We start from the raw sequence: 25,060 nt of genomic DNA on the forward strand, positions 1-25,060 counted from the left end.
CGCCGATGATGCGAGAAGCCGGCGCCAAGGCGCCGGTGATGCGAGAGGCCGGCGCCAAGGCGCCGGTGATGCGAGAAGCCGGCGCCAAGGCGCCGGCGGGGCGAGAAGCGCGCTCGCTGCGCTGCGCCGCCCAGTCGGCGGCGCCCTGCATGCGCGGGCCGCTCAGTATCACGCTGCCGTGAATGCCGTCGCCGCTGGCACGGCCGCTGAATTCCTGACGCACCGTGCTGCCCTTGATTTCGCCCACCACGGTGAAGCTGATCCGGTCGCCCTGCAGGCGAACGTCCTGAACCGGCCGCGCCTGCCCGCCGACGCGCAGCGTGGCATCGACCTTCTGGAAGCGTTGGGCTGCAGTGAGCTCGTAGTCGATCGGCTGCCCGCCGATTTCCAGGCGCCAGGTCCAGCGCCCGGCCACATCGGCCGGAACGAACCACAGATAGATCGTGCTCTCGCCGCCGGTGGCGCCGTACTTTTCCTTGGAATAGAGCTTGGCGGTCGCATCCGGAGCCCAGTCCGCCATGTCGAAATCGTGCGAGACGATGCGCGTTCCGGGCTTGAGCTGCGCCAGCAGCCTCGGCCGCAGCTTCAGATTGATCGCGGGGAACAGGTACATCGTCACCACGGTCGCATCGGCCAGATCGGTCTGGAACAGGTCCTGCGCCATGAACGCGACCTTGTCCGAAACGCCTTCGCGGCGCGCGAGCTCCTGGCTGCGGGCGACCAGTTCCGGGTCGTGCTCCACACCGAAACCGCGCGCACCGAAGCTGCGGGCCGCTTCACGCACGATGCGCCCGTCGCCCGAACCGAGATCGATCACGTAGTCGTTGGGCCCGGTCTTCGCGAGCGTCAACATGCGATGAACGACATCGGGCGGGGTCGGGACGAACGGTGCCTGGGGATGCGCCGCGGCCGGCACCTGCGAATGCGCCGGGGCCGGCGAAAGCGCGAGCGCTGCGGCGGGCAATAGCAGAAACAACAGCAAGCGCTGCGGCATGCAGGCGCGCAGCGCCTCGCATCGGCGCGCGCTCATGCTCGCCTGGCGGATGCAACTCTGGTAGATTCCCACGCCGATTCGTTCTCGCTGCACGCGGGCCTGTCGTGGAGGCCGCAATGATGTCGGCAGCCGGTCGAGTCACGACGGAACAACATGCGGCGCCATACCGCCAGCGGCTCCACCAACCCGGCCCAGTGCCGGAAAAGCGCGACGATTATACATCCCGCCTCATGGCTGCGCTCTACGCGATCATCTTCGTAACCGGCGGCGCTACGCTCGCCCTGGAATTGCTCGCCTCGCGGGTGATGACGCCCTATTTCGGCGTGAGCCTCTACATCTGGACCGGCATTCTGTCGATCACGCTGGTCGCGCTCGCGCTCGGCTATTGGGCCGGCGGCCGGGCGGCCGCAATCCTGGCCGCGGACAATCGTTCCGAGCGGCTGTACAGCATGTTTCTGCTCATGCCGGCGCTGAGCGCACTGGCGCTGGTCGGCGCGTGCCTCATGTACCCGCACGTTTTCCCGCTGCTGGCGGGCGAGGATCTGGTGGCGGGCTCGTTCATCGCCTGCGTCATCCTGCTCGGCGTGCCGCTGGTCACGACCTCGGCCATGAACCCCCTGCTGATTGCCATCCGGGTGCGGCAGGCGGCGGCCCGGGTGCATGCCGATGCCGGCGCAGGGCGCGTCTTCTTCGTCAGCACCGTGGGCTCGGTTGCCGGCGTGGTGGTGACGGCGTTCGGGCTGATTCCGCGCTTCTCGAACTTCGTTTCGCTGCTGATCGTGGCGTTGTGCCTGTCGCTGCTGCCGATGCTGGCCTTGCTGCCTGCGTCGCAACGGCCCGCCGGAAGGCGTGGCTTGTTGGCCACCAGCGCAGTCGCGATCGTCGCCGCGGCCGCACTGCTGTGGCGGGCCGATGCCTACCTGGGACGCATGTGGCCAGTGAAGTACTCGGGGCTGGACTGGACCATCGAGGCGCGCGAAAGCTCGCTATTCGGCACCGTGAAAATTCTCAGAAGCAGCCCGATCGACGAGCGTGGGCGCTTCGTGCGGGTCTATTTCCAGGATGGGCTCATGCAGAACCGCATGCTCTCCGACGGCGAGTCGTTCTCGTTCTACACCTATGCGCTGGAAGCGCTCGCGCTGTCGCATCGGCCCGACATGCGCACCGCGCTCGTGCTGGGCCTTGGCGCCGGGGTCGTGCCCCGGCGTCTGTCCGAGCGCGGCGTCGAAGTGACGGCGGTCGAGATCGATCCGGCGTCGTTCACGGTCTCCCGGCGCTTCTTCGGCCTCGATCGAACCAAGGTCAAGGCGATCCAGGAGGACGCGCGCACCTATCTGCGTACCTGCAATGGCGGCTACGACGCAATCGTGGCCGATCTGTTCCATGGCGACGGCACACCCGACTACCTCATCACGCGCAATTTCTTCGCCGACCTGCGCGCCTGCCTGGCGCCGCGCGGCGTGGTGGTCTTCAACACCTTCGCCGACCTCGATCTGCCGATCGGCTATGCGCACTTCCTCGCGACCCTGCGCACCGAGTTTCCGTATGTGACCCTGTACCGCGAGAACGACCCGGGTGCGCGCCACGTCAACAGCTACGTGGTCGCTTCGGTTGCGGTCCCCGCCCCGATACCGGTTGAGCTGCGCAACATTCCAGGCCGATACGGCGAGCAGCTGGCCGCCCTGCTGCGATCTCCCCGCCAGCTCGACCCGGGGCTGCTCGCAGGCGGCCTGGTGATCACCGATGCGCGCAGCGGCGGCGCGGTCGATCTCGCCCGAGCGCAAATGGGCTATCGGCGCCAGGTGGCACGCGACCTGCCGCCGGCGTTTCTGGTCAACTGAGGCTAGCGCCGACGTACCCGGGCAAGCGCGCCCCGACGCCTATCCCGAGCTACTGCGCCAACGGCTCGCGCGGCGCCCGGACGCGTATCGCCTTCCACTTGTAGCGCCTGGCAAGCGCACCCGAACCCCAGGCGACATCGCCCTCCATCGCCGTGCCGGCGACCTTGCCGCGATACGTGTGCAGCTCGCTGTCCGCGCCGGTCGTCGCATCGAGCGTGAACTCGAACGCATCGCCGCGCAGCTTGACGTTCGTAAGCTCGGTGCTGCGCGTGCCGACGAGCGCGGTGCCGCGAACCTGCTGGAACGTTTGCCGGAGCTCGACTGCGACCGGTGCGGGCAGCTTGTGACCGACGATTTCGATCCGCCAACGCCCGGCGACATGCGCCGGAACGATCCAGAGATAGATATGGGCGCTGCTGAAGCCGACCGCCTCGCGTTTCTCCGGCACATCGAAGCTCCAGCGGCTGTCGGGCTGCCATTCGCGGAAGTGGTAGTCGTGCGAAACGATGCGGGTGCCGGGCCTCAACTCGGTGAGGAACTTCGGCCGCAGGCCGAGCATCATCGCCGGCAACACGTACAAGGTGATCACCGTGGCCTTGTGAATATCGGCCTTGAACACGTCCTGCTGGTAGAACACGGCTCGCTCGGCGATACCCTCCTCCCGCGCCTGGGCGTTGCTCTTTTCCACCAGTGCGGGGTTGATGTCCACACCGAACCCGCTCGCGCCATACACCTTCGCAGCCGTGCGCACCATGCGCCCGTCGCCCGAGCCCAGGTCGACCACGAAGTCGTCGGGGCCGACTTTCGCGAACTCGAGCATGCGCTCGACGATCACGTTCGGCGTAGGCACATAGGGCCCTGCCGTTCGCGGCAGGTCGTCGCCGCGCGCCGTCGGCGCTGCCAGCCACATCATGAACCCTGCACCCAATAGCCGCCGGCGGGAAAGCGCGACACGATTCGGCGTCGATTCGTTCATCGCTGGGTATCCTGCAGCCGTGAGACCGGCGTCGTGCCGGAAGCGTCATTTCTCGCCGCGCGCCTCGCGGCACGCCAAGGCGATTTCATCGATGGACGCGTTGCCAAGATAAACGGCGGTCACCGACTTGCGCAACACCTGGATCTCATCGGCCGAGAGCTTTGCTTCGAGCTCGTCGCCGTTCAATCCATTCAGGACCTGCTGCAGCGAATAGCCCTGGTCGCGGAACTGCACCGCGCGTTCCACCACCGCGAACAGCTGCCCGCAACTGAGGCCGGACGCCGCCGGCAGTACCGGGCCTGCGAGCGCGAACGCCGCACAAGCCGCAAGCAGATTTCGATAGGGAACGCCAGGCATGCTCGTCCTCCAGGTCAACCTTCGCGCGCCAGCCGCGATGCCGGCTGAACGCCGAGCGTGGGATTGCGCCCTGATTGATGGCTGATCGTGTCGCGGTCCCCGCTTGCTGCCGGGAACCGGGCGGATTGTCGGTGAATGACCGGCAAAGGGGAAGGGCGACGTGAGCTTACCGGGTGAGGGGGGCGACATGAGACTCCCGGGTGAGGGGGGCGACATGAGACTCCCGGGCGAGGGGGGCGACATGAGACTCCCGGGCGAGGGGCCCCACGAAGTGGGGATCGACCGCAAGTCGAATGGCGCCAGGCGCCGCTGCTCCGGCGGTTCAGCTTGCTCGACCGTTCATGAGGCGCCCCGCTTGCGGGGATCGACCGCATAGCGAGCAACGCCGGCCACCGACGGCTTGGCGGTTCATCTGCCGCTATGGTTCGGAGGTGCCCCGCTTGCGGGGATCGACCGCAAAGCGAACGGCGCCCGGCACCGACGCCTTGGCCGGTTGCTCTACGCCGACGGTTCGGAGGTGACGAGATTGGAGCGCGCTCTGCGAGCTACAATGCGCCATCCAACCGCCCAGCCGTTCGAGCAAGGCAAGCGCCCGCACCGCGAGGAGTCGAACAATGACACAACGACGCAGATTCCTGTTCACGGCCGCTGCCATCGCGGCGCTGGTCCCATTGCGCGCGAGCCTTGCCGGCGAAGCGAAAAAGCGCATGCGCATCGGCGTGATTGGCTCCGGGCGCATCGGCGGCACGCTCGGCGGCCTGTGGGCCAAGGCGGGCCACGACGTGATGTTCGCGGATCGCGACGCGGAGCAGGCCCAGCGTGCCGCGCAAGCGGCGGGATCGAACGCGCGCGTCGGCAGCTCGAAGGAAGCCGCCGCGTTCGGCGACGCCGTTCTGATCGCGGTACCGTATTCCGCGCTGCCGGTGCTGGCCAAGGAGCTCGGCGCCGAGCTCAAGGGCAAGGTGATGATCGATCCGAACAACCCGATCCCGCGGCGCGACGGCGACATGGCGGTAGGGCCGCGCGAAAAGGGCGCCGCGGTGTCGACCGCCGCGATGTTCCCGGGCGTGGCGACCTTCCGCGCCTTCAACGCCATCGGCTATGCGACCTTGCAAAGCGAGGCGCATCGCGCAGCGCCGAAGCTGGCAGTCCCGGTGGCGGCGGACGATCCCGCTGCCCTGGAGCTCGGCATGCAGCTCACCGCAGACGCGGGCTTCGAACCGGTTCGCGTCGGCACACTCGCGCAGTCGCGGATATTCGACCTGGGTGCGCCGGCCGCCGGCGCACGCACCGCGCAAGAACTGCGCAAGATCCTCGCGCAATAACGCTCGTGCTGCTCGAACGCGTGGTGGCGCTGCGCGCCGGCGAGCTGCGCGCGGCCCTATGGTCGTTCGGCTACTTCTTCTGCCTGCTCGCCGCCTACTATGTGCTGCGGCCGCTGCGCGACGAGATGGGCGTGGCCGGCGGCGTGCGCAACCTCCATTGGCTCTTCACCGCCACCTTCGTCGTCATGCTCGCCGCCGTGCCGATCTTCGGCGCGGTCGTCGCCCGCCTGCCGCGGCGCCGCTTCATACCGATGGTCTATCACTTTTTCGTGCTCAACCTCGCCCTGTTCTGGGCATTGCTCGCGCTCGACATCTCGAAGGTCGAGGTGGCGCGCGTGTTCTTCGTCTGGATCAGCGTGTTCAACCTGTTCGCCGTCTCGGTGTTCTGGTCGTTCATGGCCGATCTGTTCACGGCAGAACAGGGCAAACGTCTGTTCGGATTCATTGCCGCCGGCGGCTCGGCCGGGGCGCTGCTCGGTCCGATTCTGACGGTGTGGCTCGCCGCGCCACTGGGACCGGTCCACCTGCTGATCGTCGCAGCAATCCTGCTCGAGGCCGCCGTATTGTGCGCGCACCGCCTTGAAGCCGCGGCACCGAAGCGCTCGGACGGCGCGGCCACTGCGCAGGCTCCGATCGGCGGCAATCCCTTCGCCGGCTTCGCACTGCTGCTGCGCTCGCCCTACCTCGCCGGCATCGCGCTCTGGGTGCTGCTGCTTTCCCTGTGCGGCACGTTCCTGTATTTCCAGCAGGCGAACGTGGTCGCCGCCGCCTCCGACGATCCCGCGGTGCGCACCCGCATCTTCGCCTCGATCGATCTCGCCGCCGGGCTGCTGACGCTTCTGATACAGGCTTTTGCCACCGGGCGCCTCATGAGCCGCTTCGGCGTCGGACCGGCGGCTGCGCTTCTGCCGCTGGTGTTCGCGCTCGGTTTCGCCGCGCTCGCCGCCTCGCCCGTGCTGCTGCTCGTGATCGCGTTCCAGGCTCTGCAACGCACCGCGAACTTCGCCGTGTCGAATCCGGCGCGCGAGGTGCTGTTCACGGTGGTCGGGCGCGAGGAGAAGTACAAGGCGAAGTACCTGATCGACGGCGCCGTATTTCGCGGCGGCGACGCGCTGTTCGGCTGGCTCTTCAATCTACTGCGGGGTGCGGGCCTGGAGCTCGCCGCCATTTCGGCAGCCACGATCCCGCTCGCGCTGGGGTGGCTTGGGCTTTCGCTCGCATTGGGCAGGTCGCAGGAGCGGCGGGGTGGTGTCGGCTGAAACCACCCCGTCCGCGACACCGTCGCGTCCCGCCCTGCCCTACGCGCTCTGGCGCTTCGGGCGTTCGTCCGGCGCGGACACACGTTAAGTGTGTCCGCCAGAGCCGTCCTCACTCTCGACGAGGAGGGGAAGGTGTTTGAATCGCCCCTCTCAGGGGTGGCGCGAAGCGCCGGGTGGTCTGATTTCCCCTCCTCTCATGAGGAGGGGTGTCACGAAGTGACGGGGTGGTGTGGTTCTCACCCGCGCGAAGCGCGCGGGTGTGGTGGCATTCACCCATCCCGCTTGAGTACCGCCTCGACCGCTTCCGCCGCCACCTTGATGTCGACGCCGGCCCGCTCTTCCTGCAGCAGCATCGGAATGCGCGAGTCGCGCTCGGCCCAGCCGCGGTTGAGCGCCTCGTGCATCTCGGCCAAGGTGAGATTGGCGATTCGCATCGGCACGCCGAGCTCGCGCCCGAGCTCGGTGGCGAGCATGCAATCCTTGGTCGCGAGCTTCAACGCGAAATCGGGCGGATCGAACTTGCCCTGCAGGAACTGCCTGCCGAGCCGGTCGAAGGTGCGCTGGCGTCCGAGCGCGCATTGCCGCACCGCGGCCCACAGCTCCAGCGGATCGACGCCGGCCTTCACCCCGAGCGTGAACACCTCCGCCAGCGCCGTCTGGATCGCATAGCCCGCCATGTTGTGCACGAGCTTCGCCACCGAGCCGGCGCCGATCGGACCGATGTAGATGACCTGGTCGCCGATCGCATCGAGCACGTGCTTGTAGCGATCGAACACCGGGCGGTCGCCGCCGACCAGCAGGGCAAGCTTGCCGCTCTTCGCCCCGCTCGGCCCGCCGCTCACCGGGGCATCGAGCATTGGAATGCCGTTGTCCTTGAGGCGGGCGTGCAACCGGCGCACGACCGTCGGCGAATTGGTCGACAGGTCGAACCAGGGACAATCCTTGCGCAAATTGGCCAGCAGCACTTCGCCCACGGCTTCTGCCTCACGCGGACCCGGTAACGAAGTGAGCACGACGTCGACTTCGCGCGCGAGCGAGGCGACATCGTCCGACCAGCGTGCGCCGGCTTCGACGTGCGGCAGGCTCGCTTCCCGGCGCAGGTCGTGCACGATCATCTCGAATCCGCCCTTGGTCCGGGCGTTGAGCGCCATCGGGCCGCCCATCGTTCCCAAGCCGATGAATCCGACTTTCATTGCCTCTCTCCTGGTGGCTGCTGTCGAGTGATGCGATCATAACCGCTTACCGATCCGTGCGAGCCCATGCTGCCCCCGATTGCCTTCGAGCTTGTCGGCCTGATCGCGTTGGCCGCGCTGGTCTGGCTCGTCTGGGACAGCCTGCGGGCGCGCGAGGCAGCTGTAGCCGCGAGCTTGAGCGCGTGCAGCGCGCAGCAGTGGCAATTCCTGGACGACACCGTGGCGATCGAGTCGGTGCGTCCGGCCCGCGATCGGCACGGCACACTCAGGCTGCGGCGGATCTACGGCTTCGAATACAGCGATACCGGAAACAGTCGCCGCAAGGGCACGGTCGTGATGCTCGGCGCCGAGGTCGTCCTGGTGCACATCGGGGCGCACTCGACGCTGTTCCAACCCGGATCGGAATCGCCTTGAGCGAGCGTGTGTGTCAGCCGCCAGCCGCGCGCGGCGCGCGCGGGGAGAACGCGACTGCGCCGTTTCGCGTCGATTCGCCGAGTGCGCGTTCGAAGCGCGCGATGTCGAACGGCTTCACCAGGAAGGCATCGAAGCCGGCCGCCGTGGCGCGCGTGCGGTCCTCGTCGCGGCCATAGCCGGTGAGCGCCACCAGCAGCACGGCGCCTCCGCCCGGCGCAGCCCGCACCCGCCGAGCCACTTCGTACCCGTCGCACCCTGGCAGACCGATGTCGACCAGCGCCACGTCATAGCGCCCGCCGAGGATCGCCTCGACCCCGCGTACACCATCGTCGACGCTGACCACACGGTGCCCGTGCGTGCGCAACAAATCGACCACGACCTCGCGATTGTCGGCATTGTCCTCGACCACGACGACATCGAGCGGCGGCAGCTCGGGCGGCATCGCTTCGAGGCTCTGTGCCCGCGGCTGCGCCTGCAGCAAAGGCAGGCGCACAATGAAGCTCGCGCCTCGGTCGGCGCCCTCGCTGGCCGCTTCCACCGTGCCGCCGTGCAGCTCCACCAGGCGCCGCACCACCGTCAGCCCCAGGCCCAGACCGCCTTGCGAGCGGTCCAGGGTGCGGCTGCCTTGCGAGAACAGCTCGAAGATATGCGGCAGAAGATCGCGGCTGATGCCGGAGCCGGAATCGGCCACCATCAGCACCGCTGTAGCGTCCTCGATCGCCACCGATAGCGCGATGCGCCCGCCGCTGGGGGTGTACTTGCAGGCATTGTCCAGCAGGTTCGATACGACCTGCTCGAGCCGCGTTTCGTCGCCGTAGACGCGCGCGGCGGCGAGCCGGGTCTCGACTTGCAGCTGGCTGCAACGGCCGGCGGAGTTGAACGCATCGAGCACGTGTCGGGCCACTTCGGCGAGATCGAGCGGCTCGCTCTTCAGCTGCGTCTTACCCGACGTAAGCCGGGCGACGTCGAGCAGCTCGTCGATGATGGTGGTCAGGTGCCCGATCTGGCGTTTCACCACCTCGCGCGCACGCGTGGCCATCTCAGGCGTCGCGTTCGGCATCTCGACTATGGTGACGGCGGTCTTGATCGCGCTCAGCGGATTGCGCAGCTCGTGGCCGAGCATGGCGAGCAGGTCGTCTTTCGCCTGGCTCGCGCGCTCGGCCGCGGCGCGCGATTTCGCTTCCAGGCCGAGCGCTTCGTTCAGCGACGCTTCGCGCGCAGCCAACTGCTCGTGGCTCGCGACCAGGGCAAGGCGCACGGTTTCGGCTTCGTCGATCGGCAGCTTCGCCTGCGGCAGACTGGCCTGGCCGCTGGTCACCGACTCGACCGCATTGGCGAGCGCAGACAACGCGCCGATGATGCGCCCGCCCAGCACCAGCGCCGCAATGGACGCAAACCCTGCAGCCGCCAGAACCCCCAGAACGATGGCCATCGTCGGCCGGCTGAGCGCGGCTTCGACGTCCCGCTGCGGCACGCCGGTGCCGACCACCCAGGACGAGACGCGCGAGCGGCTGAACGCGCTGTAGAAGCGCTGCCCGTCGACTCCGACGTTGGCGAACGAGCCCTCGGTGCGCCCGACGGTCCGATCCCAGAACGCGGAGGTCGAGCGTTGCCCGGCCCAGCGCTCGTTGTCGAGGGTGCGCGCGATGATGATCGCATTGCGGTCGTTCAAGGTGAGCGTGGCACGTTCGTGGATGGGATAGCGGCGAAAGAAATCCAGCCAGACCGTATCCTCGATGCCGATGAACAAGATGTCGGGCCCGCTAGCGCGCACCACCGGCACGGCGACGTAGGTGACATGGACGCCGCCGCCGACGTTCACCAGATTCGAGATGTACGGCGTGCCCGTCTTGACCAGCTCGGCGAGCGGCTGCGGCTCGGGCTTCCAGCCGGCGAGCGCCGTGCGCCGGTCCAGCCGGTAGCGCACGGCACCGTCCGCAGCGGCGAGCCCGATGCTTCCCCAGGAAGGGTTGTTGCGCAACATGCGCTGGAACGTCGCCGTCATGTCCTCGCTCGGCACGGGCGCATCCAGCACCGGCGATTCGCTCAGCGTGCGCAACTCCCGCAGCACCGCCTCGAGCTCGGTATCGAGCGCGAGCCGCAGCGCGCTCACTCGCTCCTGGATGCGTTGCCGGTATGCGTCGCGCTGGATGTCCCACAGTCCGACGCTTGCCAACGCCGCCAGCAGCGCGACCGGCGCCAGCACGGCGAGGACCAAAATCACGAGCTGCTTGCGGATGCGCATGAGGTGGCGGGTCGCGCGAGAGAGACAGGCACGGCGATTCTAGCGGGCAACCACGCCTTTCGGGGGATGCCGCGGGGGGCATTCATGCCGGCCGGTTAACCGGGCGGACCGCCGCGCGGTCATGCTCGTACCTCAACGCTCGCCCGCACGAGGACGCTGCCAGGCTTCACGCCGACAACAACGTGCGCCGTTGTAATATGCCACCATGGCTGCACGGCGTCCTCGTCCGCTCCGCACCGGCGGCGCTATGCGCCGGGCGGTCCCCGCTCACCTCGGGCAGGAGCCCGAGAATCGCCATGGGATCGTCATGACATCGATTGCCCGCCTTCTGCTCGCTATCGTTCTCGCCTCGTTCGCCACCGCGCCGCAGGCGCAGCCCTTCCAGACGCCGCAGGCGCAGCCCTCCAAGCGTCCCGTGCGCGTGCTGGTCGGGGCCGCTCCCGGCGGACCATCCGACGTCCAGATTCGGCTGCTGCTGCCGGTGATGAGCGAGGCACTCGGCCAGGTGCTGATCGTCGATAATCGCGCCAGCGCCAACGGCGTGGTCGCCAGCGAGATCGCGTCCAGGGCCGCACCCGACGGCCACACGCTGCTGGTCGGCAACAGCGGCACTCACGGCGTCAATGCGACCCTCTACACCAAGCTCGGCTACGACCCGATTCGCGACTTCGTGCCGATCAGCCAATTCTCCACCACGGGGCTGGTGGTCGCCGGACATCCGCGGCTGCCCGGCAAGACGATCCAGGACTTCGCGGCGCACGCCAAAGCCCATCCGGGCAAGCTCAATGCCGGCATTGCAGGAGCGACCGGCGAGCTCGCGGGCGATTCGCTCTGGGCGCAGCTCGGCATCAAGCTCGTCAACGTGCGCTACAAAGGCAGTGCGCCCACGACCCAGGCGTTGATCGCGGGCGAGATCGACGTCTCCATGCTGACCCCGCTCGCCGCGCGACCGCACGTGCATGCCGGGCGGCTGAAGGCGTTCGGGATCACGAGCGCGGACCGCTCGCCGGTGTTACCCGAGCTGCCGACGATGCTCGAGCAAGGCGTGACGGGCTACGAGTTTCCGTTCTGGAACGGCCTGTTCGCTCCGGCCAACACGCCGAAAGAGCGCATCGATGCGGTCTACAAGAGTGTGCTGCAGGCGCTGCAAACGCCCGAGATCCGCGCGCGCTACGCCGAGCTCGGCTTGACGCCGGTCGGCAATAGCCCGCAAGCGTTCGCGCAGGTGGTGAAGCACGACGTGGCGAAGTTTCGCAAGCTCATCCTGGAGCTTGGGATACCGCGGCTGTGAGCGGGCTACGACGACTTCACCCCGTTCTTCTGCTCCAGCACCTTGATCAGTCCGTCGATACCCGAGCGCGCGATCTCGTCCGAGAAGCTGCCGCGATAGGTTTGCACCAGGCTGACGTTTTCGACCACCACGTCGTATACCTTCCAGCCATCGCCTTTTTTCGCCAGACGGTAGTCGACCGGCACGGACGGCTTGCCGCTGCGGTGAACTGTGGTCTTGACCGTCACGTCGTCGCCGCTGCCTTGCGCCGGTTTCACGTCCACCTTGTCGGCCGGCGTGACGCCGTTACTGATTGCCTGTGAATAGGTATTCACGAGCAGGGTGCGAAATCCTTCCTCCAGCGACTTGCGTTGCTCGGCGCTTGCCTCCTTCCAATTTCGTCCCACCGCGAGCTGCGTCATGCGGGCGAAATCGAAGTGCGGCAACACTTTCTGCTCGGCAGCCGAAACGAGCGTCTTCGGATCCTTGTTCTGCCGCATGACGGCGAGCACCTCGTCGACCGTCGACTTGACCAAGGCATCCGGCGACGACGACTGTGCAGACGCCAAGGTGCTGGCGACGAAGAGCGAACCAAGCAATGCCCGCAAGTATGTTTTCATATCTCAAAACTCCGTGAAGTTCTCACCGAGTGCAGACAAGCAATGCACGTGCCTCGCTGACCCGACCTCCCCACCTTGCTTTGGCCTGCCGGATCCGCGGCCGTACGGTCGCCGCACGGCGACGCGGCCCGGCCGCAAGTCCTGGAAGTATGCAAAAATGGTCGGGGCCTATGGGAGCTTTCGCATGAACGACCACACGGCAGTCCCCGCAGCGCGGGTGCGCGAGCGCGTCAGTGCGAACGAGTGGGCGGCGCGGGAAGATCTCGCCGCCTGCTATCGGCTGGCGGCGTACTTTCGCATGACCGATCTCATCTATACGCACATCTCCGCCCGCGCGCCGGGACCGGAGCATCATTTTCTCATCAACGCTTTCGGCCAGATGTGGGACGAGATCACGGCCTCCAGCCTGGTGAAGGTGACGCTCGAAGGCGAGATCGTCGACGACCCGATGGGGCTCGGCATCAACCGCGCAGGCTACGTGATCCACAGCGCAGTGCACGCGGCACGCAGCGACGTGCACTGCGTGATCCACACCCACACGGCCGCCGGCATCGCGGTTTCCGCACAGGAACAGGGGCTCATGCCGTTGTCGCAGCATGCGATGCGCTTCACCGATCGGCTCGCGTATCACGACTACGAGGGTCTCGCGCTGGAGCTTGAGGAACAGCAGCGGCTGGTACGCGACCTCGGCACGCACAACGCCATGATCCTGCGCAATCATGGGCTGCTCGCCTGCGGGGCGAGCGTCGCGCAGGCATTCGACTTGATGTACTACCTCGAGCGCGCGTGCCAGACGCAAGTCGGCGCCTTGTCCGGCGGGGCGAAGGTGCGCATCCCGTCGCACGAAGTGGCGGCGAAAGTCGCGCACCAGTTCGCCAACCTGGCCTACAAGGCGCGCATGCCGGACTGGGTGGCGCTGCGCCGGATGCTCGATCGCACGCAACCCGATTACCGCGAGTGAACATGCGATCCATGGCGGTCGACTGCGACGAGTTTTTACACCGCTGTTCGGTGCAACCGCGATGATCCGGAATTTGCAGCTGATCGTGTTCGACATGGCGGGAACCACCGTCGAGGACGGCGGCCAGGTCCCGGCCGCGTTCGCCGCCGCACTGCGCGAATGCGATATCGCGCTCCGCGACGAGGAGCTCGCGAACGTGCGCGGCGCCTCCAAACGCGAAGCGATCGCCGAGCTGGTGGCACGCCACGCCGCTGCGGCGTGGCAAGGCCGCTCGGACGAGGTGTACGCCTCTTTCGTCCGCCACCTGGAGCGCGACTTCAGTCGCGGCGTGAAACCGATCGAAGGTGCCGAGGCGACCTTCGACTTTTTGCGCAGCCAAGGCATCAAGATCGCGCTCACGACCGGATTCGACCGCGACGTGGCCGGCATGCTGCTCGATGCGCTGCGCTGGCGCAGCCGCGCCGATGCGTACGTCTGCGGCGACGACGTCCCGCGCGGGCGCCCGGCACCCTATCTCGTCTTTCAGGCGATGCTCGCAACCGGCGTGGACTGCGTGCATCGCGTGGGCGCGCTCGGAGATACCACGCTCGACCTGCAGGCGGGCTACAACGCCGGCGTGAAGCTCAATATCGGCGTGCTCTCGGGCGCACACGACCAGGCCAGGCTTTCGGCCCAGCCGCACACGCACCTCATCGCGAGCGTCGCGCAGCTGCCGCACCTGCTGCAGTCGCTCGACTGAAAGGGTCGGCGTTCTCGCCGGCGGCGCACGGACGCGGCACGGGCAGAACAGGCCGGACGGCATAGTAGAATCGCGGCTGGCCGGCAGCGCAATCAGCGCTCGCCGTTTCCAGGGAGGCGCACGTGCTGATCGTTTGTCTCGACCTCGAAGGCGTCCTGATCCCCGAGATCTGGATCGAGTTTTCCAGGCGCACCGCAATCCCGGAGCTCGCACGCACGACCCGCGACGAACCGGATTACGACAAGCTCATGCATGGCCGCATCGAGACCCTGCGTCGCCACCGCCTGGGGCTACCCGATATCCAGCAGGTCATCGACGCCATGGGGCCGTTGCCCGGTGCGAACGAATTCCTCACGAGCTTGCGCAGCCGCTTCCAGGTCGTGATCCTCTCCGACACGTTCAGCCAGTTCGCGCAGCCGCTGATGCGTAGCCTCGGCTGGCCGACGCTGTTCTGCCACGAACTCGACGTCGCGCCCGACGGCGCCGTGCGCGACTACCGCCTGCGCATGAAGGATCACAAGCGCGAGGCCGTGCGCGCCTTCAAGGCGCTCAATTTCAAAACGGTGGCGGCGGGCGACTCGTACAACGACGTCGCCATGCTGGCGGAAGCGCATGCGGGGATTTTCATCCACCCGCCGGAAAACGTCGTCGCGCAGTTCCCGCAATTCCCCGTGACGCGCAACTACCGGGAGCTCGAAGCCGCGATCGTCGCGGCGAGCGAGCGCGCGTAGCCGTCATTGCTGCGCAGGCAGGAGAAGCACAAGCGGGAGAAGCAGAAGCGGGAGAAGCAGAAAAACCGTTCGTTCGTCCCTGGACTCCCGCCTGCGGGGAAGCGGCGGGGTGCGCCACGCCAGCAAGCGCGCTTGCCAATGGCCGTCATTCCCGCGCAAGCGGGAATCCAGGTCGAGCGATCGGCGCTGCGCCCTAAGCGCTGCCCAGACGAGCGAGCTTGGCGATGAGGACCACCAGCATCGGCGCCGCGAAACCGATCGCGACCACCACGATCAGCAGCATGCCGAGCTCGCTGTAGTCCGCCGGGACGGTAATCACCCCGCTCTTGTCGCGCACCTCGCGCGTGACGATGAAAATCCCGTTCAGGTATTTTGTGCCGAGCTGCGACGCCGACAGCGCCAGGTTGGTGAACGAGGCCATGACGGCGAAATAAGTCGCCTTGAGCGAATCCGGCGCCGAGTGCGCGATCCACGCCAGCATCGGAATCATGGCGATCTGGCCCAGCGGCGATTCCAGCGCGGTATTGATGATCGCGATGAAGCGCGCGTCGACGACGCCGTTGGTCAGCGCCGCAGTCCAGTGGTGCAAGCCGTAATAAAGACCCAGCGTCGGCAGCGACAGCAGCGTGCCGAAAATGGTCAGCGCCCCCACCACGTACATGATCGAGTGCTCGGCCATGAAGCGGCGGAAGATGAACATGCCCGCGAGCGTGAGCGCGGTGCCGATGAATGCCAGCAGCGCGAAGAACTGCTGGTCGAACGCGAGCTCGTCGATCATCCACCAGCTGATGCCCTCGCCCGGGCCGGGTATGGCGCGAAAGACGAAGATCACCATGGCCGTGCCGACGAGCGTGCGGCGCGACTCGGGGTCGAGCACGCGCGTGATGCGCACGATCAGGAACAACACGATCGCGATCGAGCCCGCGAACACGATCTCGGGCGCATAGGTGCTATCCGAGAATCCGACGCCGAGCGAGAACAGCACGAAGGCGAAGCTGCCGCCGAGGATCCACCAGTTCGGGCTCGTGCCCCCGCCGCCGGGAATCGCGCCCTCGATCTCGCCCCTGTCCATGCCGAGCGCGGCCAGCCGGCGCCGCTCCCGGCGCAACAGCGCGCTTTGCAGCAGCACCCCGGCCACCGAGACCGCCGGAATCACCAGCGCGAGCGCATAGATCCGCGCATAGACCTCCGCCTTGGCTGCCTGCGGCAGCTGCTCCACGCCCTCGAACATGAACAAGTTCACCACCGCCACCAGCAGGCTGCCGCCGATGATCGCCACGCGCCCCAGCGTCTGCATGGTCGTGTTCATGAGCTTGCGCTGCGCATCGGATACCGGGTTGCCGTCGGCACCGATGCGGGGCACGGCTTCGACGGTCATCGCATCGGCGACCACGTCCTGCAGCACGTAGCCCACCGGCGAGAGCAGCACCGCCAGGACATACCAGGCGGCGATCGGCATGATCGCGGCCATCGCTTCCGGCCGCGCGATGAGCACCACCATGATGCATAGCCCCGTGGCGATGAGCGCTGCGCCGAGGTATACGAGGCCCGCCTTGTAGCGCCAGATGAGATCGACCAGGTGGCCGAGTGGCATCTTCAGCGCCCACGGGATCCCGGCCCAGAATGCGAGCGCGGCCAGGAACTCGGCCGACAGCCCCAGGTATTCCTTGACGAAGAAGGTGCCGACGATGCCGGTCAAGCCGGACACGCCGGCCGCCACGTACACCATGAGCGGCGGCAGATAGGAAAGCCGCATCTCGCGCCCGAGGCTCAGGATGTTGCGATCGATCCAACCCATCACGGACATGGCGGCTCGCTTGCGACTTCACGCCAGCCGTCAGGTAGGCTCGGGCGCGACGCCCGAGCCTCGGGTAGGCACGGGCGCGGCGCACGAGTGTATCATCGGCGCGAGTGGAATCCCTTCGATTCACCCGCCGGCGCCTGCTCAGGTGGCTGGGCGGCGCCGTCACCGTTGCGGCTGCGAGCTCGATGGCACAGTCGGGAAATACGTTGATCGCACGAGCCGCGACGGCGGCCGGCGTGGCGCTGCCCAGCGTCGGCGTCGGCACCTGGCAGACGTTCGACGTCGGCCGCGATGCGCCCGAACGTACGGAACTGCAGGAAGTGCTGCGCACGCTCGTGCAAGGCGGCGGCAGCGTGGTCGATTCTTCGCCGATGTACGGGCGCGCCGAGGGCGTGGTCGGCGATCTTGCAGCGCAAGCGCAGCTGCACGACTCGCTCTTCCTCGCCACCAAAGTCTGGACGCGCGGCGAGGCCGCCGGCATTGCGCAGATGGAGGACTCGCTCAGGTTACTGCGCACGCCGCGCATTGATCTCATGCAGGTGCACAACCTGGTCGACTGGCGCACGCAGCTGAAAACCATGAAAGCCTGGCAGTCGTCCGGGCGCATCCGTCACCTGGGCATCACGCATTACCACTCGGGCGCCTACGACGAGCTGATGAGCGTCATGCGCACCCGCGAGTTCGGCTTCGTGCAGCTCAACTACTCGATGGCCGAGCGCCAAGCCGAGCAACGGCTGCTGCCACTGGCCGCCGAGTTGGGACTGGGCGTGATCATCAACCGGCCATTTTCGCAAGGCGAGCTGTTTCCGCGCGTGAAGGGCAAGCCCCTGCCCGAGTGGGCGGCCGAGCTCGATTGCGCGAGCTGGGCGCAGTTCTTCCTCAAGTGGATCCTCGGCCATCCCGCGGTCACCTGCGTCATCCCCGGCACGCGGCTCGTCGCCCACATGAAAGACAACCTCGGTGCGGGACGCGGCCGGTTGCCTGATCAAGCGCAACGCGACCGGATGCTGGAGCACCTGCGTACGCTCTGACCTGCCGGCTCGCATGAGCGAGGCTCGAGCCCTCGTCGCTGCGCCGGAACCGCGCAGGCGTGCCGGATACCAGCGCCCTGAGGAAAATCATTCGGCTCGCTATAATCCAGCACCTGCTTAAGGCCGAGCCGCGCAATGCCGACGTTTCCGCGACCTGTCGATTCGAAGCTGCCACACATCGGCACCACCATCTTCACGGTGATGTCGCGTCTTGCCCTGGAACACGACGCGATCAATCTGTCGCAAGGATTTCCCGACTTCGACTGTGCCAAGGCGCTGCGCGACCTCTTCACCAAGGCGATCAACTCCGGGCTCAATCAGTACCCGCCGATGGCCGGCGTTCCGGTGCTGCGCGAACGCATCGGCGAGAAGATGCTTGAGCTCTACGGGCAGGGCTACGATCCGGAACACGAAATCACTGTCGTTCCCGGCGCCACCTACGGCATCTTCACCGCGGTCGCGACCTTCATCCGCCCCGGCGACGAAGTGATCCTGTTCGAGCCCGCGTACGACAGCTACGAGCCCGCGATCTCGACCGCAGGCGGCAAGCCGGTGTTCGTCCCGCTGGAGCTTCCCGACTATCACGTCGACTGGCGCAAGGTGCAGGCCGCGATCACCCCGCGCACGCGCATGGTCGTGCTCAATACCCCGCACAACCCGACCGGAACGGTGTTGTCGGCCGAAGACATGCGCATGCTGGAAGGGCTGCTTCGGAACACCGGCATCGTGGTGGTGAGCGACGAGGTCTACGAGCACATCGTATTCGACGGCGTGAGCCACCAGAGCGTGGCGCGCTTCCCCGGCCTGGCGGAAAGAAGCCTGTTCGTCTCCTCGTTCGGCAAGACCTACAGCGTGACCGGCTGGAAGATGGGCTACGTGTGCGCGCCGCGCGAGCTGATGACGGAATTTCGCAAGGTGCACCAGTTCAACGCCTTCGTCGCCTGCGCGCCGGTCCAGTACGCGTTCGCCGAATACATGCGCGACCCGGCGCCATACCTGGAGCTCGCCGCGTTCTACCAAACGAAGCGCGACCTGTTCCGTGCCGGGATCGCCGCATCGCGCTTCACGCTCATGCCGAGCCGCGGCACGTTCTTTCAGTGCGTCGGCTACGAGGCGGTAAGCGAGGAGCGCGATACGGACCTCGCCGTGCGCTTGACCCGGGAACACCGACTCGCCTCGATCCCGGTGTCGGTCTTCTACGCCAACCCGCGCTACGAGAAGGTGCTGCGATTCTGCTTCGCCAAGAGCGACGAGACGCTGCTGCGCGGGGCTGAGATCCTGTGCCGCATCTGACAGCTCGCGTGCCCTGCGCGCAGGCGCGGGCGAATCGTCACCGCCCGCGGGCGAATCGTCACCGCCCGCGGGCGAATCGTCACACCCCGCCGGCGGCCGCACAGCGGCGGCCAGAGACCGTCCGCGCGGCAGCGACGGACATCGATCTGCGCAACCCTGCATAATCCGCCATGCTCTGGACGATACTTTCAATCGCCGTCGTGCTTGCCGCGATCGCCTACATCGCGCTGGCGGTGCGCCGGGCGCGGCGCGAGCATCGGGCGCGCTCGGACGAGCGTGCTGCCCTGCTGCTCGCCGCGATGCATGGCAGAGGCGGCGGGCCCAAGGTCGAGACCACCACGGCTGCGCCGCTGACGGCCGCTGTGAACGAAATGCCCCGCCGAGGCGGGGCTGATCAGGCGACGGCAACCGCGTCGAGCATCGCCGAGCCCGATGCGCCGCCGGCGCCCGCCCTCGCCGCGCTGCGGCGGCCTCGCTTCCTCACCGATCCGCAGCGGCTTCTATACCTCATTTTGCGCGCGGCGCTGCCCGATCACATCGTCATGGCCAACACGCGCATGATCGATCTGCTCGATCTCCCGGCCGGCGACGAAGCACTGGACCACGATCCGCGCCTGCGCGAGATGCTGCACCAGCGCATCGATTGCGTGGTGTGCCGCAACGACCTCGTGCCGGTAGCCGCGATGGTGGTGTATGCGGCCGCCATGCCGCGCGCGCCGGACGAGCAGAAGCGAGCCGAGACGCTGCGCGAACTCGGCATCAAATTTCTGCGTTTTCGCGCCGACAGCCTGCCGCGGCCGGCGGAAATGCGTACGCTCGTGCTGAGCTGATGTACGGAGAATTGCCATGACGGATGCGTTCGCCATCGTCGAGACCCGCCTGGAGCTCGCATGCGCGCTGCGCTGGGCGGCGCGCTATGGCTTGCACGAGGGCGTGTGCAACCATTTCAGCGTGCGGCTGCCGGGCGCGCACGACCGTTTCCTCATCAATCCGCAAGCGTTGCACTGGTCGGAGATCACCGCGGGCGATCTGCTCGTGGTCGCGGCCGATGGCCACGTGATCGAAGGCCGCCATGCGGTCGAGCCGACGGCCGTTTGCATCCACTGCGCCATCCATCGCGCGCTGCCCGACGCCGCGTGCGTCATGCATACCCACATGCCGTATGCGACCGTATTGACGGTGCTGGAAGAGACGCGGCTGGAATGGATCAGCCAGAACGCGCTGCGCTTCCATGGGCGCGTGGCGTACGAAGACGCCTACAACGGCCTCGCGCTCGATGCGGACGAAGGAAGGCGCCTGGCCGATAAGCTGCACGCGGCCGACGTGCTGTTCCTGGCCAATCACGGCGTCATCGTCCGCGGGCCCTCGGTCGCGCAAGCCTTCGACGATCTGTATTACCTGGAACGCGCGTGCACGCTGCAAGTGACGGCGCAAGCCACGGGCAAGCGCCTGCGCATCGTGCCCGAGGAGATCGCCGCCCACACCGCCCGGCAGATGGCGGGCGAATCGCAGCAGGCCCTCTTGCATCTGCAGGCGCTCACGCGCATCCTGGATCGCGAATCGCCCGAATGGCGGCGGATGGATTGATAATGATGGCAGTCATTTTCGAAGTCGAGCCGGCCGCAGGCGCCATGCAGGACTATCTCGATCTGGCCGCCGGCCTGCGCGAGGAGCTCTCGAAGGTCGACGGTTTCATCTCGATCGAACGCTTCCAGAGCCTGACGCAGGAGGGAAAGATCCTCTCGTTGTCCTTCTGGCGCGACGAGGGCGCGATCCGGCGCTGGCGCACGCTGGAAGCGCATCGCGCCGTGCAGGCGCGCGGGCGCAGCTCGATTTTTGCCAACTATCGCCTGCGCGTGGCCGAGGTTGTGCGCGATTATGGCTTGACCGAGCGCCGCCAGGCGCCCAAGGATAGCCGCGATGCGCACGGCGCATGATGTCCGCGCATGATGTCCGCTTGGCCGAGCACCCATGCTGACTGACGTTGCCATCGGCGAACAGATCCCGAGCCTGCGCCGCTACGCCCGCGCACTGACGGGCAATCGCGACGCGGCCGACGACCTGGTGCAGGATACGCTGGAACGCGCGCTTTCCCGCAGCGCCCTGTTCCGTCCCGGCGGCAATCCGCGGGCATGGTTGTTCGCCATCATGCACAACGTATTCGTCAACCAGGTGCGTTCGGCCGCTTCGCGCCGCACCGTGTCGCTAGACCCGGATTCGATGGAGGCGGCCGGGCAGGATCTCGCCCACCAGGGCCTTGCCGTGCGCGATATCGAGCGAGCGCTCGCCCTGCTGCCCGCCGAGCAGCGCGAAGTCGTCCTGCTCGTTGCCCTGGAAACCCTGTCGTATGCGGACACCGCGAAAGTGGTCGGCGTGCCGGTGGGCACCGTGATGTCGCGTCTGTCGCGCGGGCGTGAACGGCTGCGCGGGCTGATCAACGGCGCCTCCGAAACCGCACCGCTCAAGGTGATCAAGTGAGCCCGGCGCCGCTGCGTGAAGACCTGTTGCACGCCTACGTCGACGAGCTGCTTGCGCCGACCGAGCGCGCGCAGGTCGACCGCTATCTCGCCGAGAACCCGGCCGAGGAGGAGCGCGTCGCTTCCTACCGGCGCCAGCGCGAGGTGCTGCGCAACGCATTCGACACGGTCCTCGACGAGCCCGTTCCGGAAAGGATTCGCGTCGATCGGTTCCGCAACCGCTCCCATCCGGCCTGGCGGGTTGCGGCCGCCTTCGTCTTGATCGTGTTCGGCGGCGTGCTCGGCTGGTTGCTGCGCGGCGAATACGCGCCGGCTCCGATCGCGTACGCGGCCGAGACCGAGCTGGTGCAGCGCGCACGCATGGCGCACATCATCTATACGGCCGAGAATCGGCGCGCCGTGGAAGTCGCTGCGAGCCATGAGCAGGACATGATCCGCTGGCTGTCGAAGCGAATGAATGCAGCGGTGCGCGTACCGAACCTCACCGAGTTCGGCTTCCAGGCGCTCGGCGGAAGGCTGCTTCCGGGAAGCGAAGGTCCTGCCTGCCAGATCATGTACCAGAATGACAAGGGCAAGCGGCTCACGATTTATCTCGCACGCGCCGGCGGCGCCACCAGGCCGTTGCGCTTCGGCGACGACGACAAGGTTCACGTCGTGTTCTGGAGCGACGGCACGCTGGCCTTCGCGGTCAGCGGGGAGTTGAGCAACGAGCAGCTCGCCCGCATCGCCGCCGCCGTAGCGCGCGACTCCCGCACGCGAGGCTGAATAGCTTCGAACGTGCGATCGGAGTCTCATTACACTTCCCTCACGGTCACTTCTCCCTTGGAAAAAAAGACCCAATTCAACCTCTGGTATTTCGTCATCGCCACGATCGCCGTGCTGTACATGGCCGAGGCATGGAAGCAATACCGGCAGGTCGAGCCGATTCCGTACAGCGAGTTCCAGAACCTGCTCGAGGCGGGCAAGGTGAAGGAGATCGCGATCCTCGACAACCATATTCAGGGGACGCTCACCGCGCCCGGTTCCGACGGGCGCGACAAGTTCATCACCACGCGCGTGGAAACCGATCTCGCCCGCGATCTCTCCAAATACAACGTCAAGTTCACCGGCGTCGTGCAAAGCACGTGGCTGAAGGACCTGCTCGGCTGGGTGATTCCCGCGCTCGTCTTCTTCGGCATCTGGATGTACGTCATGCGCCGCTTCGCCGAAAAGCAGGGCCTCGGCGGCGGCTTCATGGCGATCGGCAAGAGCAAGGCGAAGATCTACATGGAAAACGACACCAAGGTGGCGTTCGCCGACGTGGCCGGTGTCGACGAAGCCAAGGAAGAATTGCAGGAGGTGGTGAACTTCCTGAAGTCGCCGCAGGAATATAGCCGGCTCGGCGGCCGATTGCCCAAGGGCGTACTGCTGGTGGGGCCGCCCGGAACCGGCAAGACGCTGCTCGCGCGCGCCGTGGCCGGAGAGGCTGGCGTTCCGTTCCTGTCGATCAGCGGTTCGGAATTCGTCGAGATGTTCGTCGGCGTGGGCGCGGCGCGCGTGCGCGATCTGTTCGAGCAGGCCCGGCAGAAGGCGCCCGCGATCATCTTCATCGACGAGCTCGATGCGCTCGGGCGTGCGCGCGGCGCATTCGGCGGCGCCGGCGGCCACGACGAGAAGGAGCAGACGCTCAACCAGCTGCTGGTGGAAATGGACGGCTTCGATCCGAGCGCTGGACTCGTCCTGCTCTCGGCTACCAACCGGCCCGAGATCCTCGATCCGGCGTTGCTGCGCGCCGGGCGCTTCGACCGGCAGGTGCTGGTCGACCGGCCCGACCGCGTCGGTCGCGTGCAGATCCTGAACGTGCACCTGAAGAAGGTGCAGCTCGGCGCGGACGTGCGCCCCGAGGAGATCGCCGCGCTCACGCCCGGCTTCTCCGGCGCCGATCTCGCCAATCTGGTCAACGAGGCGGCGCTGCTGGCGACGCGGCGGCGCGCGCAAGCGGTCGAGATGCAGGATTTCAACGCCGGCATCGAGCGCATCATCGCCGGGCTGGAGAAGAAGAACCGGCTGCTCAATCCGCACGAGCGGCGCGTGGTCGCCTATCATGAGATGGGGCACGCCTTGGTGGCGACCGCGTTGCCGGGAAGCGATCCGGTGCACAAGATCTCGATCATCCCGCGCGGCGTGGGCGCGCTCGGCTATACCATCCAGCGCCCGACTGAAGACCGCTTCCTCATGACCCGCGTCGAGCTCGAGAACAAGATGACCGTGTTGCTCGGGGGACGCGCGGCCGAGCACATCGTGTTCCAGCATCTTTCCACCGGGGCGGCCGACGATTTGCAAAAGGTGACCGACATCGCGCGCTCGATGATCATGCGCTACGGCATGGATCCGGCCCTCGGACACGTCGCCTACGAATCCGAGCGCCGCTCCTTCCTGCCCGACGGCGGCGGGTCCGGCAACAACCGCAGCTATTCCGACGAGACCGCGCGCGAAATCGACCATGCCGTGCGCGTGCTGATCGAAAAGATGTTCGAGCGCGCCGTGCACTTGCTCACCGAACGGCGCTCGATGCTCGAAGCGGGCGCCAAGCAGCTACTCGAGCAGGAAACGATCACGGAGAAGGAGCTGGCGGCACTCGTCGAAGACGTGCGTGACGCGCAACCCGTGCCGGCGTAACGCGCAGCGGCGGCAGGCGGGCGCGCTCGTACCGCAGAACCTGAAGCCGATCGGAAGGCACGACACCGGCGCGCCCGCAACCTCGCCGAAGGCATCGCCTCGGCGCTGCCCGCTCACAGCAGCGACATCTCGTAGCGGCGCAGCAGCCGGTAGATCAGCGCGATCGGAACGATGGTGAAGAAGATAAGCATCGATGCGGCCGCCGCCGCAAGGCCCGCGCCGGTGCTTTCGAGCTGCTGGAACATCACCACGGTGAGCGTCTGCCATCGACCGCTGTACAACAGAACCGTCGAGGAGAGCTCCGAGGCCGCCGACACCCATGTGAGCACCATGCCGCCGATGATGCCGCCGAGCATCAGGGGCACGGTCAGGCGCAGGAAAGTCATCGCCGGTGAGACGCCGAGGTTGATCGAAGCCTCTTCGAGACTGGGATCGATCTGATGCAGGATCGCGCTCGACGTCCTGACGCTGAAGGGCACCTTGCGCACGACATAGGCCAACACCAGGATGAACCAACCGCCGGTTAGCACCAGCCATCCGCTATTGAAGGAGATGATCAGGCCAATGCCCAGTATCGTACCTGCAACGGCGAACGGCATGGTGGCCACGATATCGAGCAGAGCCGTGACCCGGGTGCGCGAGCGCGTCACCACGTAGCCGATGGGCACGCCCAGGAGGGCCGCGCCCAACGCGGCGAGGGTCGAAAGGAACAGCGTGTTCTGCAGCGGGCGGATCGAACGTCGGAACAGTTCCGCATAGTTGTCCAGGCTCACATGCCAGTGCAGCACCGGCCCGCGGAATTCCAGAAACGAGATCACGATCACGGCAAAGAAAGGCACCAGCGAGGCCAGCACCAGGGTCCAGCAATAGCC

General features: G+C 67.0%; 23 protein-coding genes and 1 pseudogene. 16 read left to right on the plus strand and 8 right to left on the minus strand.

The annotated features are described in order from the left end of the window. A partial coding sequence (locus tag GEV05_18895) for a methyltransferase domain-containing protein (protein MPZ45415.1) occupies nucleotides 1-1,087 on the minus strand: 1,087 nt, incomplete at its 3' end. A 23-nt stretch (nucleotides 1,088-1,110) separates the two neighbouring features. On the opposite strand from GEV05_18895, the gene GEV05_18900 reads away from it, so the two are divergent. Beyond that, nucleotides 1,111-2,835 carry a hypothetical protein gene (locus tag GEV05_18900; protein MPZ45416.1) on the plus strand — a complete coding sequence of 575 codons (1,725 nt, stop codon included), beginning with the start codon at nucleotides 1,111-1,113 and terminating at the stop codon, nucleotides 2,833-2,835. A gap of 49 nt (nucleotides 2,836-2,884) precedes the next feature. On the opposite strand, the gene GEV05_18905 is transcribed toward GEV05_18900, so the two are convergent. Together GEV05_18905 and GEV05_18910 are read right to left on the minus strand one after the other, a co-directional pair. Then, nucleotides 2,885-3,811 carry a methyltransferase domain-containing protein gene (locus tag GEV05_18905; protein MPZ45417.1) on the minus strand — a complete coding sequence of 309 codons (927 nt, stop codon included), beginning with the start codon at nucleotides 3,809-3,811 and terminating at the stop codon, nucleotides 2,885-2,887. Nucleotides 3,812-4,315: 504 nt separating this feature from the next. Next, a pseudogene (locus GEV05_18910) lies at nucleotides 4,316-4,429 on the minus strand (peptidoglycan endopeptidase). Nucleotides 4,430-4,782: 353 nt separating this feature from the next. Here GEV05_18910 and GEV05_18915 point away from each other — a divergent pair. Both GEV05_18915 and GEV05_18920 read left to right on the plus strand, forming a co-directional pair. Next, entirely contained in the window at nucleotides 4,783-5,493 is a 711-nt protein-coding gene (locus GEV05_18915) for an NADP oxidoreductase (protein MPZ45418.1), read from the plus strand. Beyond that, complete coding sequence (locus tag GEV05_18920) at nucleotides 5,490-6,752, plus strand: MFS transporter (GenBank protein MPZ45419.1); 1,263 nt, start codon at nucleotides 5,490-5,492, stop codon at nucleotides 6,750-6,752. The genes GEV05_18915 and GEV05_18920 overlap by 4 nt, the downstream gene beginning before the upstream one ends. A gap of 269 nt (nucleotides 6,753-7,021) precedes the next feature. Here the strand turns inward: GEV05_18920 and GEV05_18925 are convergent, their stop codons facing one another. Further along, complete coding sequence (locus tag GEV05_18925) at nucleotides 7,022-7,945, minus strand: NAD-binding protein (protein MPZ45420.1); 924 nt, start codon at nucleotides 7,943-7,945, stop codon at nucleotides 7,022-7,024. A gap of 66 nt (nucleotides 7,946-8,011) precedes the next feature. Between GEV05_18925 and GEV05_18930 the strand changes: the two genes are divergently transcribed. Then, a complete protein-coding gene (locus tag GEV05_18930; GenBank protein MPZ45421.1) occupies nucleotides 8,012-8,359 on the plus strand; it encodes a DUF3301 domain-containing protein in 348 nt (115 codons plus the stop codon). 13 nt (nucleotides 8,360-8,372) lie between these two features. On the opposite strand, the gene GEV05_18935 is transcribed toward GEV05_18930, so the two are convergent. Further along, nucleotides 8,373-10,604, minus strand: a complete 2,232-nt coding sequence (locus GEV05_18935; protein ID MPZ45422.1) for a response regulator — start codon at nucleotides 10,602-10,604, stop codon at nucleotides 8,373-8,375. Nucleotides 10,605-10,809: 205 nt separating this feature from the next. On the opposite strand from GEV05_18935, the gene GEV05_18940 reads away from it, so the two are divergent. Beyond that, the gene (locus GEV05_18940) at nucleotides 10,810-11,895 is read left to right on the plus strand and encodes a tripartite tricarboxylate transporter substrate binding protein (GenBank protein ID MPZ45423.1); all 1,086 of its coding nucleotides are present in this window, start codon (nucleotides 10,810-10,812) and stop codon (nucleotides 11,893-11,895) included. Nucleotides 11,896-11,900: 5 nt separating this feature from the next. Here the strand turns inward: GEV05_18940 and GEV05_18945 are convergent, their stop codons facing one another. Further along, nucleotides 11,901-12,494, minus strand: coding sequence for a hypothetical protein (locus GEV05_18945; GenBank protein ID MPZ45424.1), 594 nt, complete (start codon nucleotides 12,492-12,494; stop codon nucleotides 11,901-11,903). A gap of 184 nt (nucleotides 12,495-12,678) precedes the next feature. Here GEV05_18945 and GEV05_18950 point away from each other — a divergent pair, with 184 nt between their 5' ends. The 3 genes from GEV05_18950 (at nucleotide 12,679) to thrH (ending at nucleotide 14,925) form a co-directional block, all read left to right on the plus strand. Beyond that, complete coding sequence (locus GEV05_18950) at nucleotides 12,679-13,455, plus strand: class II aldolase/adducin family protein (GenBank protein ID MPZ45425.1); 777 nt, start codon at nucleotides 12,679-12,681, stop codon at nucleotides 13,453-13,455. Nucleotides 13,456-13,516: 61 nt separating this feature from the next. Next, the gene (locus GEV05_18955) at nucleotides 13,517-14,194 is read left to right on the plus strand and encodes a phosphonatase-like hydrolase (protein ID MPZ45426.1); all 678 of its coding nucleotides are present in this window, start codon (nucleotides 13,517-13,519) and stop codon (nucleotides 14,192-14,194) included. Nucleotides 14,195-14,316: 122 nt separating this feature from the next. Further along, nucleotides 14,317-14,925: a bifunctional phosphoserine phosphatase/homoserine phosphotransferase ThrH gene (thrH, locus tag GEV05_18960; protein ID MPZ45427.1), complete on the plus strand. Its 609-nt coding sequence runs from the start codon at nucleotides 14,317-14,319 to the stop codon at nucleotides 14,923-14,925. 193 nt (nucleotides 14,926-15,118) lie between these two features. Here thrH and GEV05_18965 read toward each other — a convergent pair whose 3' ends face one another. Beyond that, nucleotides 15,119-16,723 (minus strand): hypothetical protein, encoded by a 1,605-nt coding sequence (locus tag GEV05_18965; GenBank protein ID MPZ45428.1) that lies wholly within the window; start codon nucleotides 16,721-16,723, stop codon nucleotides 15,119-15,121. Between the two features lie 191 nt (nucleotides 16,724-16,914). Here GEV05_18965 and GEV05_18970 point away from each other — a divergent pair, with 191 nt between their 5' ends. The 8 genes from GEV05_18970 (at nucleotide 16,915) to hflB (ending at nucleotide 24,188) form a co-directional block, all read left to right on the plus strand. Then, nucleotides 16,915-17,760: an aldo/keto reductase gene (locus GEV05_18970; protein MPZ45429.1), complete on the plus strand. Its 846-nt coding sequence runs from the start codon at nucleotides 16,915-16,917 to the stop codon at nucleotides 17,758-17,760. Between the two features lie 135 nt (nucleotides 17,761-17,895). Next, on the plus strand, nucleotides 17,896-19,053 hold the full coding sequence (locus GEV05_18975) for an aminotransferase class I/II-fold pyridoxal phosphate-dependent enzyme (GenBank protein MPZ45430.1): 1,158 nt from the start codon (nucleotides 17,896-17,898) through the stop codon (nucleotides 19,051-19,053). Between the two features lie 170 nt (nucleotides 19,054-19,223). Then, the gene (locus GEV05_18980) at nucleotides 19,224-19,883 is read left to right on the plus strand and encodes a DUF2726 domain-containing protein (protein MPZ45431.1); all 660 of its coding nucleotides are present in this window, start codon (nucleotides 19,224-19,226) and stop codon (nucleotides 19,881-19,883) included. 16 nt (nucleotides 19,884-19,899) lie between these two features. After that, on the plus strand, nucleotides 19,900-20,640 hold the full coding sequence (locus tag GEV05_18985; GenBank protein MPZ45432.1) for an aldolase: 741 nt from the start codon (nucleotides 19,900-19,902) through the stop codon (nucleotides 20,638-20,640). A 2-nt stretch (nucleotides 20,641-20,642) separates the two neighbouring features. Beyond that, the gene (locus tag GEV05_18990) at nucleotides 20,643-20,990 is read left to right on the plus strand and encodes an antibiotic biosynthesis monooxygenase (protein ID MPZ45433.1); all 348 of its coding nucleotides are present in this window, start codon (nucleotides 20,643-20,645) and stop codon (nucleotides 20,988-20,990) included. Nucleotides 20,991-21,024: 34 nt separating this feature from the next. Beyond that, nucleotides 21,025-21,531 (plus strand): sigma-70 family RNA polymerase sigma factor, encoded by a 507-nt coding sequence (locus GEV05_18995; protein ID MPZ45434.1) that lies wholly within the window; start codon nucleotides 21,025-21,027, stop codon nucleotides 21,529-21,531. Next, nucleotides 21,528-22,295: an anti-sigma factor gene (locus tag GEV05_19000; protein MPZ45435.1), complete on the plus strand. Its 768-nt coding sequence runs from the start codon at nucleotides 21,528-21,530 to the stop codon at nucleotides 22,293-22,295. Before GEV05_18995 ends, GEV05_19000 begins: the two co-directional genes overlap by 4 nt. Before the next feature lie 57 nt (nucleotides 22,296-22,352). Further along, nucleotides 22,353-24,188 carry an ATP-dependent zinc metalloprotease FtsH gene (gene hflB, locus GEV05_19005; protein MPZ45436.1) on the plus strand — a complete coding sequence of 612 codons (1,836 nt, stop codon included), beginning with the start codon at nucleotides 22,353-22,355 and terminating at the stop codon, nucleotides 24,186-24,188. A 113-nt stretch (nucleotides 24,189-24,301) separates the two neighbouring features. Here hflB and GEV05_19010 read toward each other — a convergent pair. Further along, nucleotides 24,302-25,060, minus strand: a 759-nt coding sequence (locus tag GEV05_19010; GenBank protein ID MPZ45437.1) for an ABC transporter permease subunit, incomplete at its 5' end; no start/stop codon positions are given.

Source organism: Betaproteobacteria bacterium, from assembly GCA_009377585.1.
Classification (GTDB): domain Bacteria; phylum Pseudomonadota; class Gammaproteobacteria; order Burkholderiales; family WYBJ01; genus WYBJ01.

Excerpts from the sequence above, each read along its gene's own strand:
- GEV05_18985 (MPZ45432.1), top strand. The coding sequence starts at position 19,900 with ATGACGGATGCGTTCGCCATCGTCGAGACCCGCCTGGAGCTCGCATGC.
- GEV05_18950 (MPZ45425.1), top strand. The coding sequence starts at position 12,679 with ATGAACGACCACACGGCAGTCCCCGCAGCGCGGGTGCGCGAGCGCGTC.
- GEV05_18945 (MPZ45424.1), bottom strand. The coding sequence starts at position 12,494 with ATGAAAACATACTTGCGGGCATTGCTTGGTTCGCTCTTCGTCGCCAGC.
- GEV05_18905 (MPZ45417.1), bottom strand. The coding sequence starts at position 3,811 with ATGAACGAATCGACGCCGAATCGTGTCGCGCTTTCCCGCCGGCGGCTA.
- GEV05_18955 (MPZ45426.1), top strand. The coding sequence starts at position 13,517 with ATGATCCGGAATTTGCAGCTGATCGTGTTCGACATGGCGGGAACCACC.
- GEV05_18930 (MPZ45421.1), top strand. The coding sequence starts at position 8,012 with ATGCTGCCCCCGATTGCCTTCGAGCTTGTCGGCCTGATCGCGTTGGCC.
- GEV05_18970 (MPZ45429.1), top strand. The coding sequence starts at position 16,915 with ATGGCACAGTCGGGAAATACGTTGATCGCACGAGCCGCGACGGCGGCC.
- GEV05_18935 (MPZ45422.1), bottom strand. The coding sequence starts at position 10,604 with ATGCGCATCCGCAAGCAGCTCGTGATTTTGGTCCTCGCCGTGCTGGCG.
- GEV05_18915 (MPZ45418.1), top strand. The coding sequence starts at position 4,783 with ATGACACAACGACGCAGATTCCTGTTCACGGCCGCTGCCATCGCGGCG.
- GEV05_18980 (MPZ45431.1), top strand. The coding sequence starts at position 19,224 with ATGCTCTGGACGATACTTTCAATCGCCGTCGTGCTTGCCGCGATCGCC.
- GEV05_18995 (MPZ45434.1), top strand. The coding sequence starts at position 21,025 with ATGCTGACTGACGTTGCCATCGGCGAACAGATCCCGAGCCTGCGCCGC.
- GEV05_18990 (MPZ45433.1), top strand. The coding sequence starts at position 20,643 with ATGATGGCAGTCATTTTCGAAGTCGAGCCGGCCGCAGGCGCCATGCAG.
- GEV05_18940 (MPZ45423.1), top strand. The coding sequence starts at position 10,810 with ATGGCTGCACGGCGTCCTCGTCCGCTCCGCACCGGCGGCGCTATGCGC.
- GEV05_18965 (MPZ45428.1), bottom strand. The coding sequence starts at position 16,723 with ATGGGTTGGATCGATCGCAACATCCTGAGCCTCGGGCGCGAGATGCGG.
- GEV05_18975 (MPZ45430.1), top strand. The coding sequence starts at position 17,896 with ATGCCGACGTTTCCGCGACCTGTCGATTCGAAGCTGCCACACATCGGC.
- GEV05_18925 (MPZ45420.1), bottom strand. The coding sequence starts at position 7,945 with ATGAAAGTCGGATTCATCGGCTTGGGAACGATGGGCGGCCCGATGGCG.
- GEV05_18900 (MPZ45416.1), top strand. The coding sequence starts at position 1,111 with ATGATGTCGGCAGCCGGTCGAGTCACGACGGAACAACATGCGGCGCCA.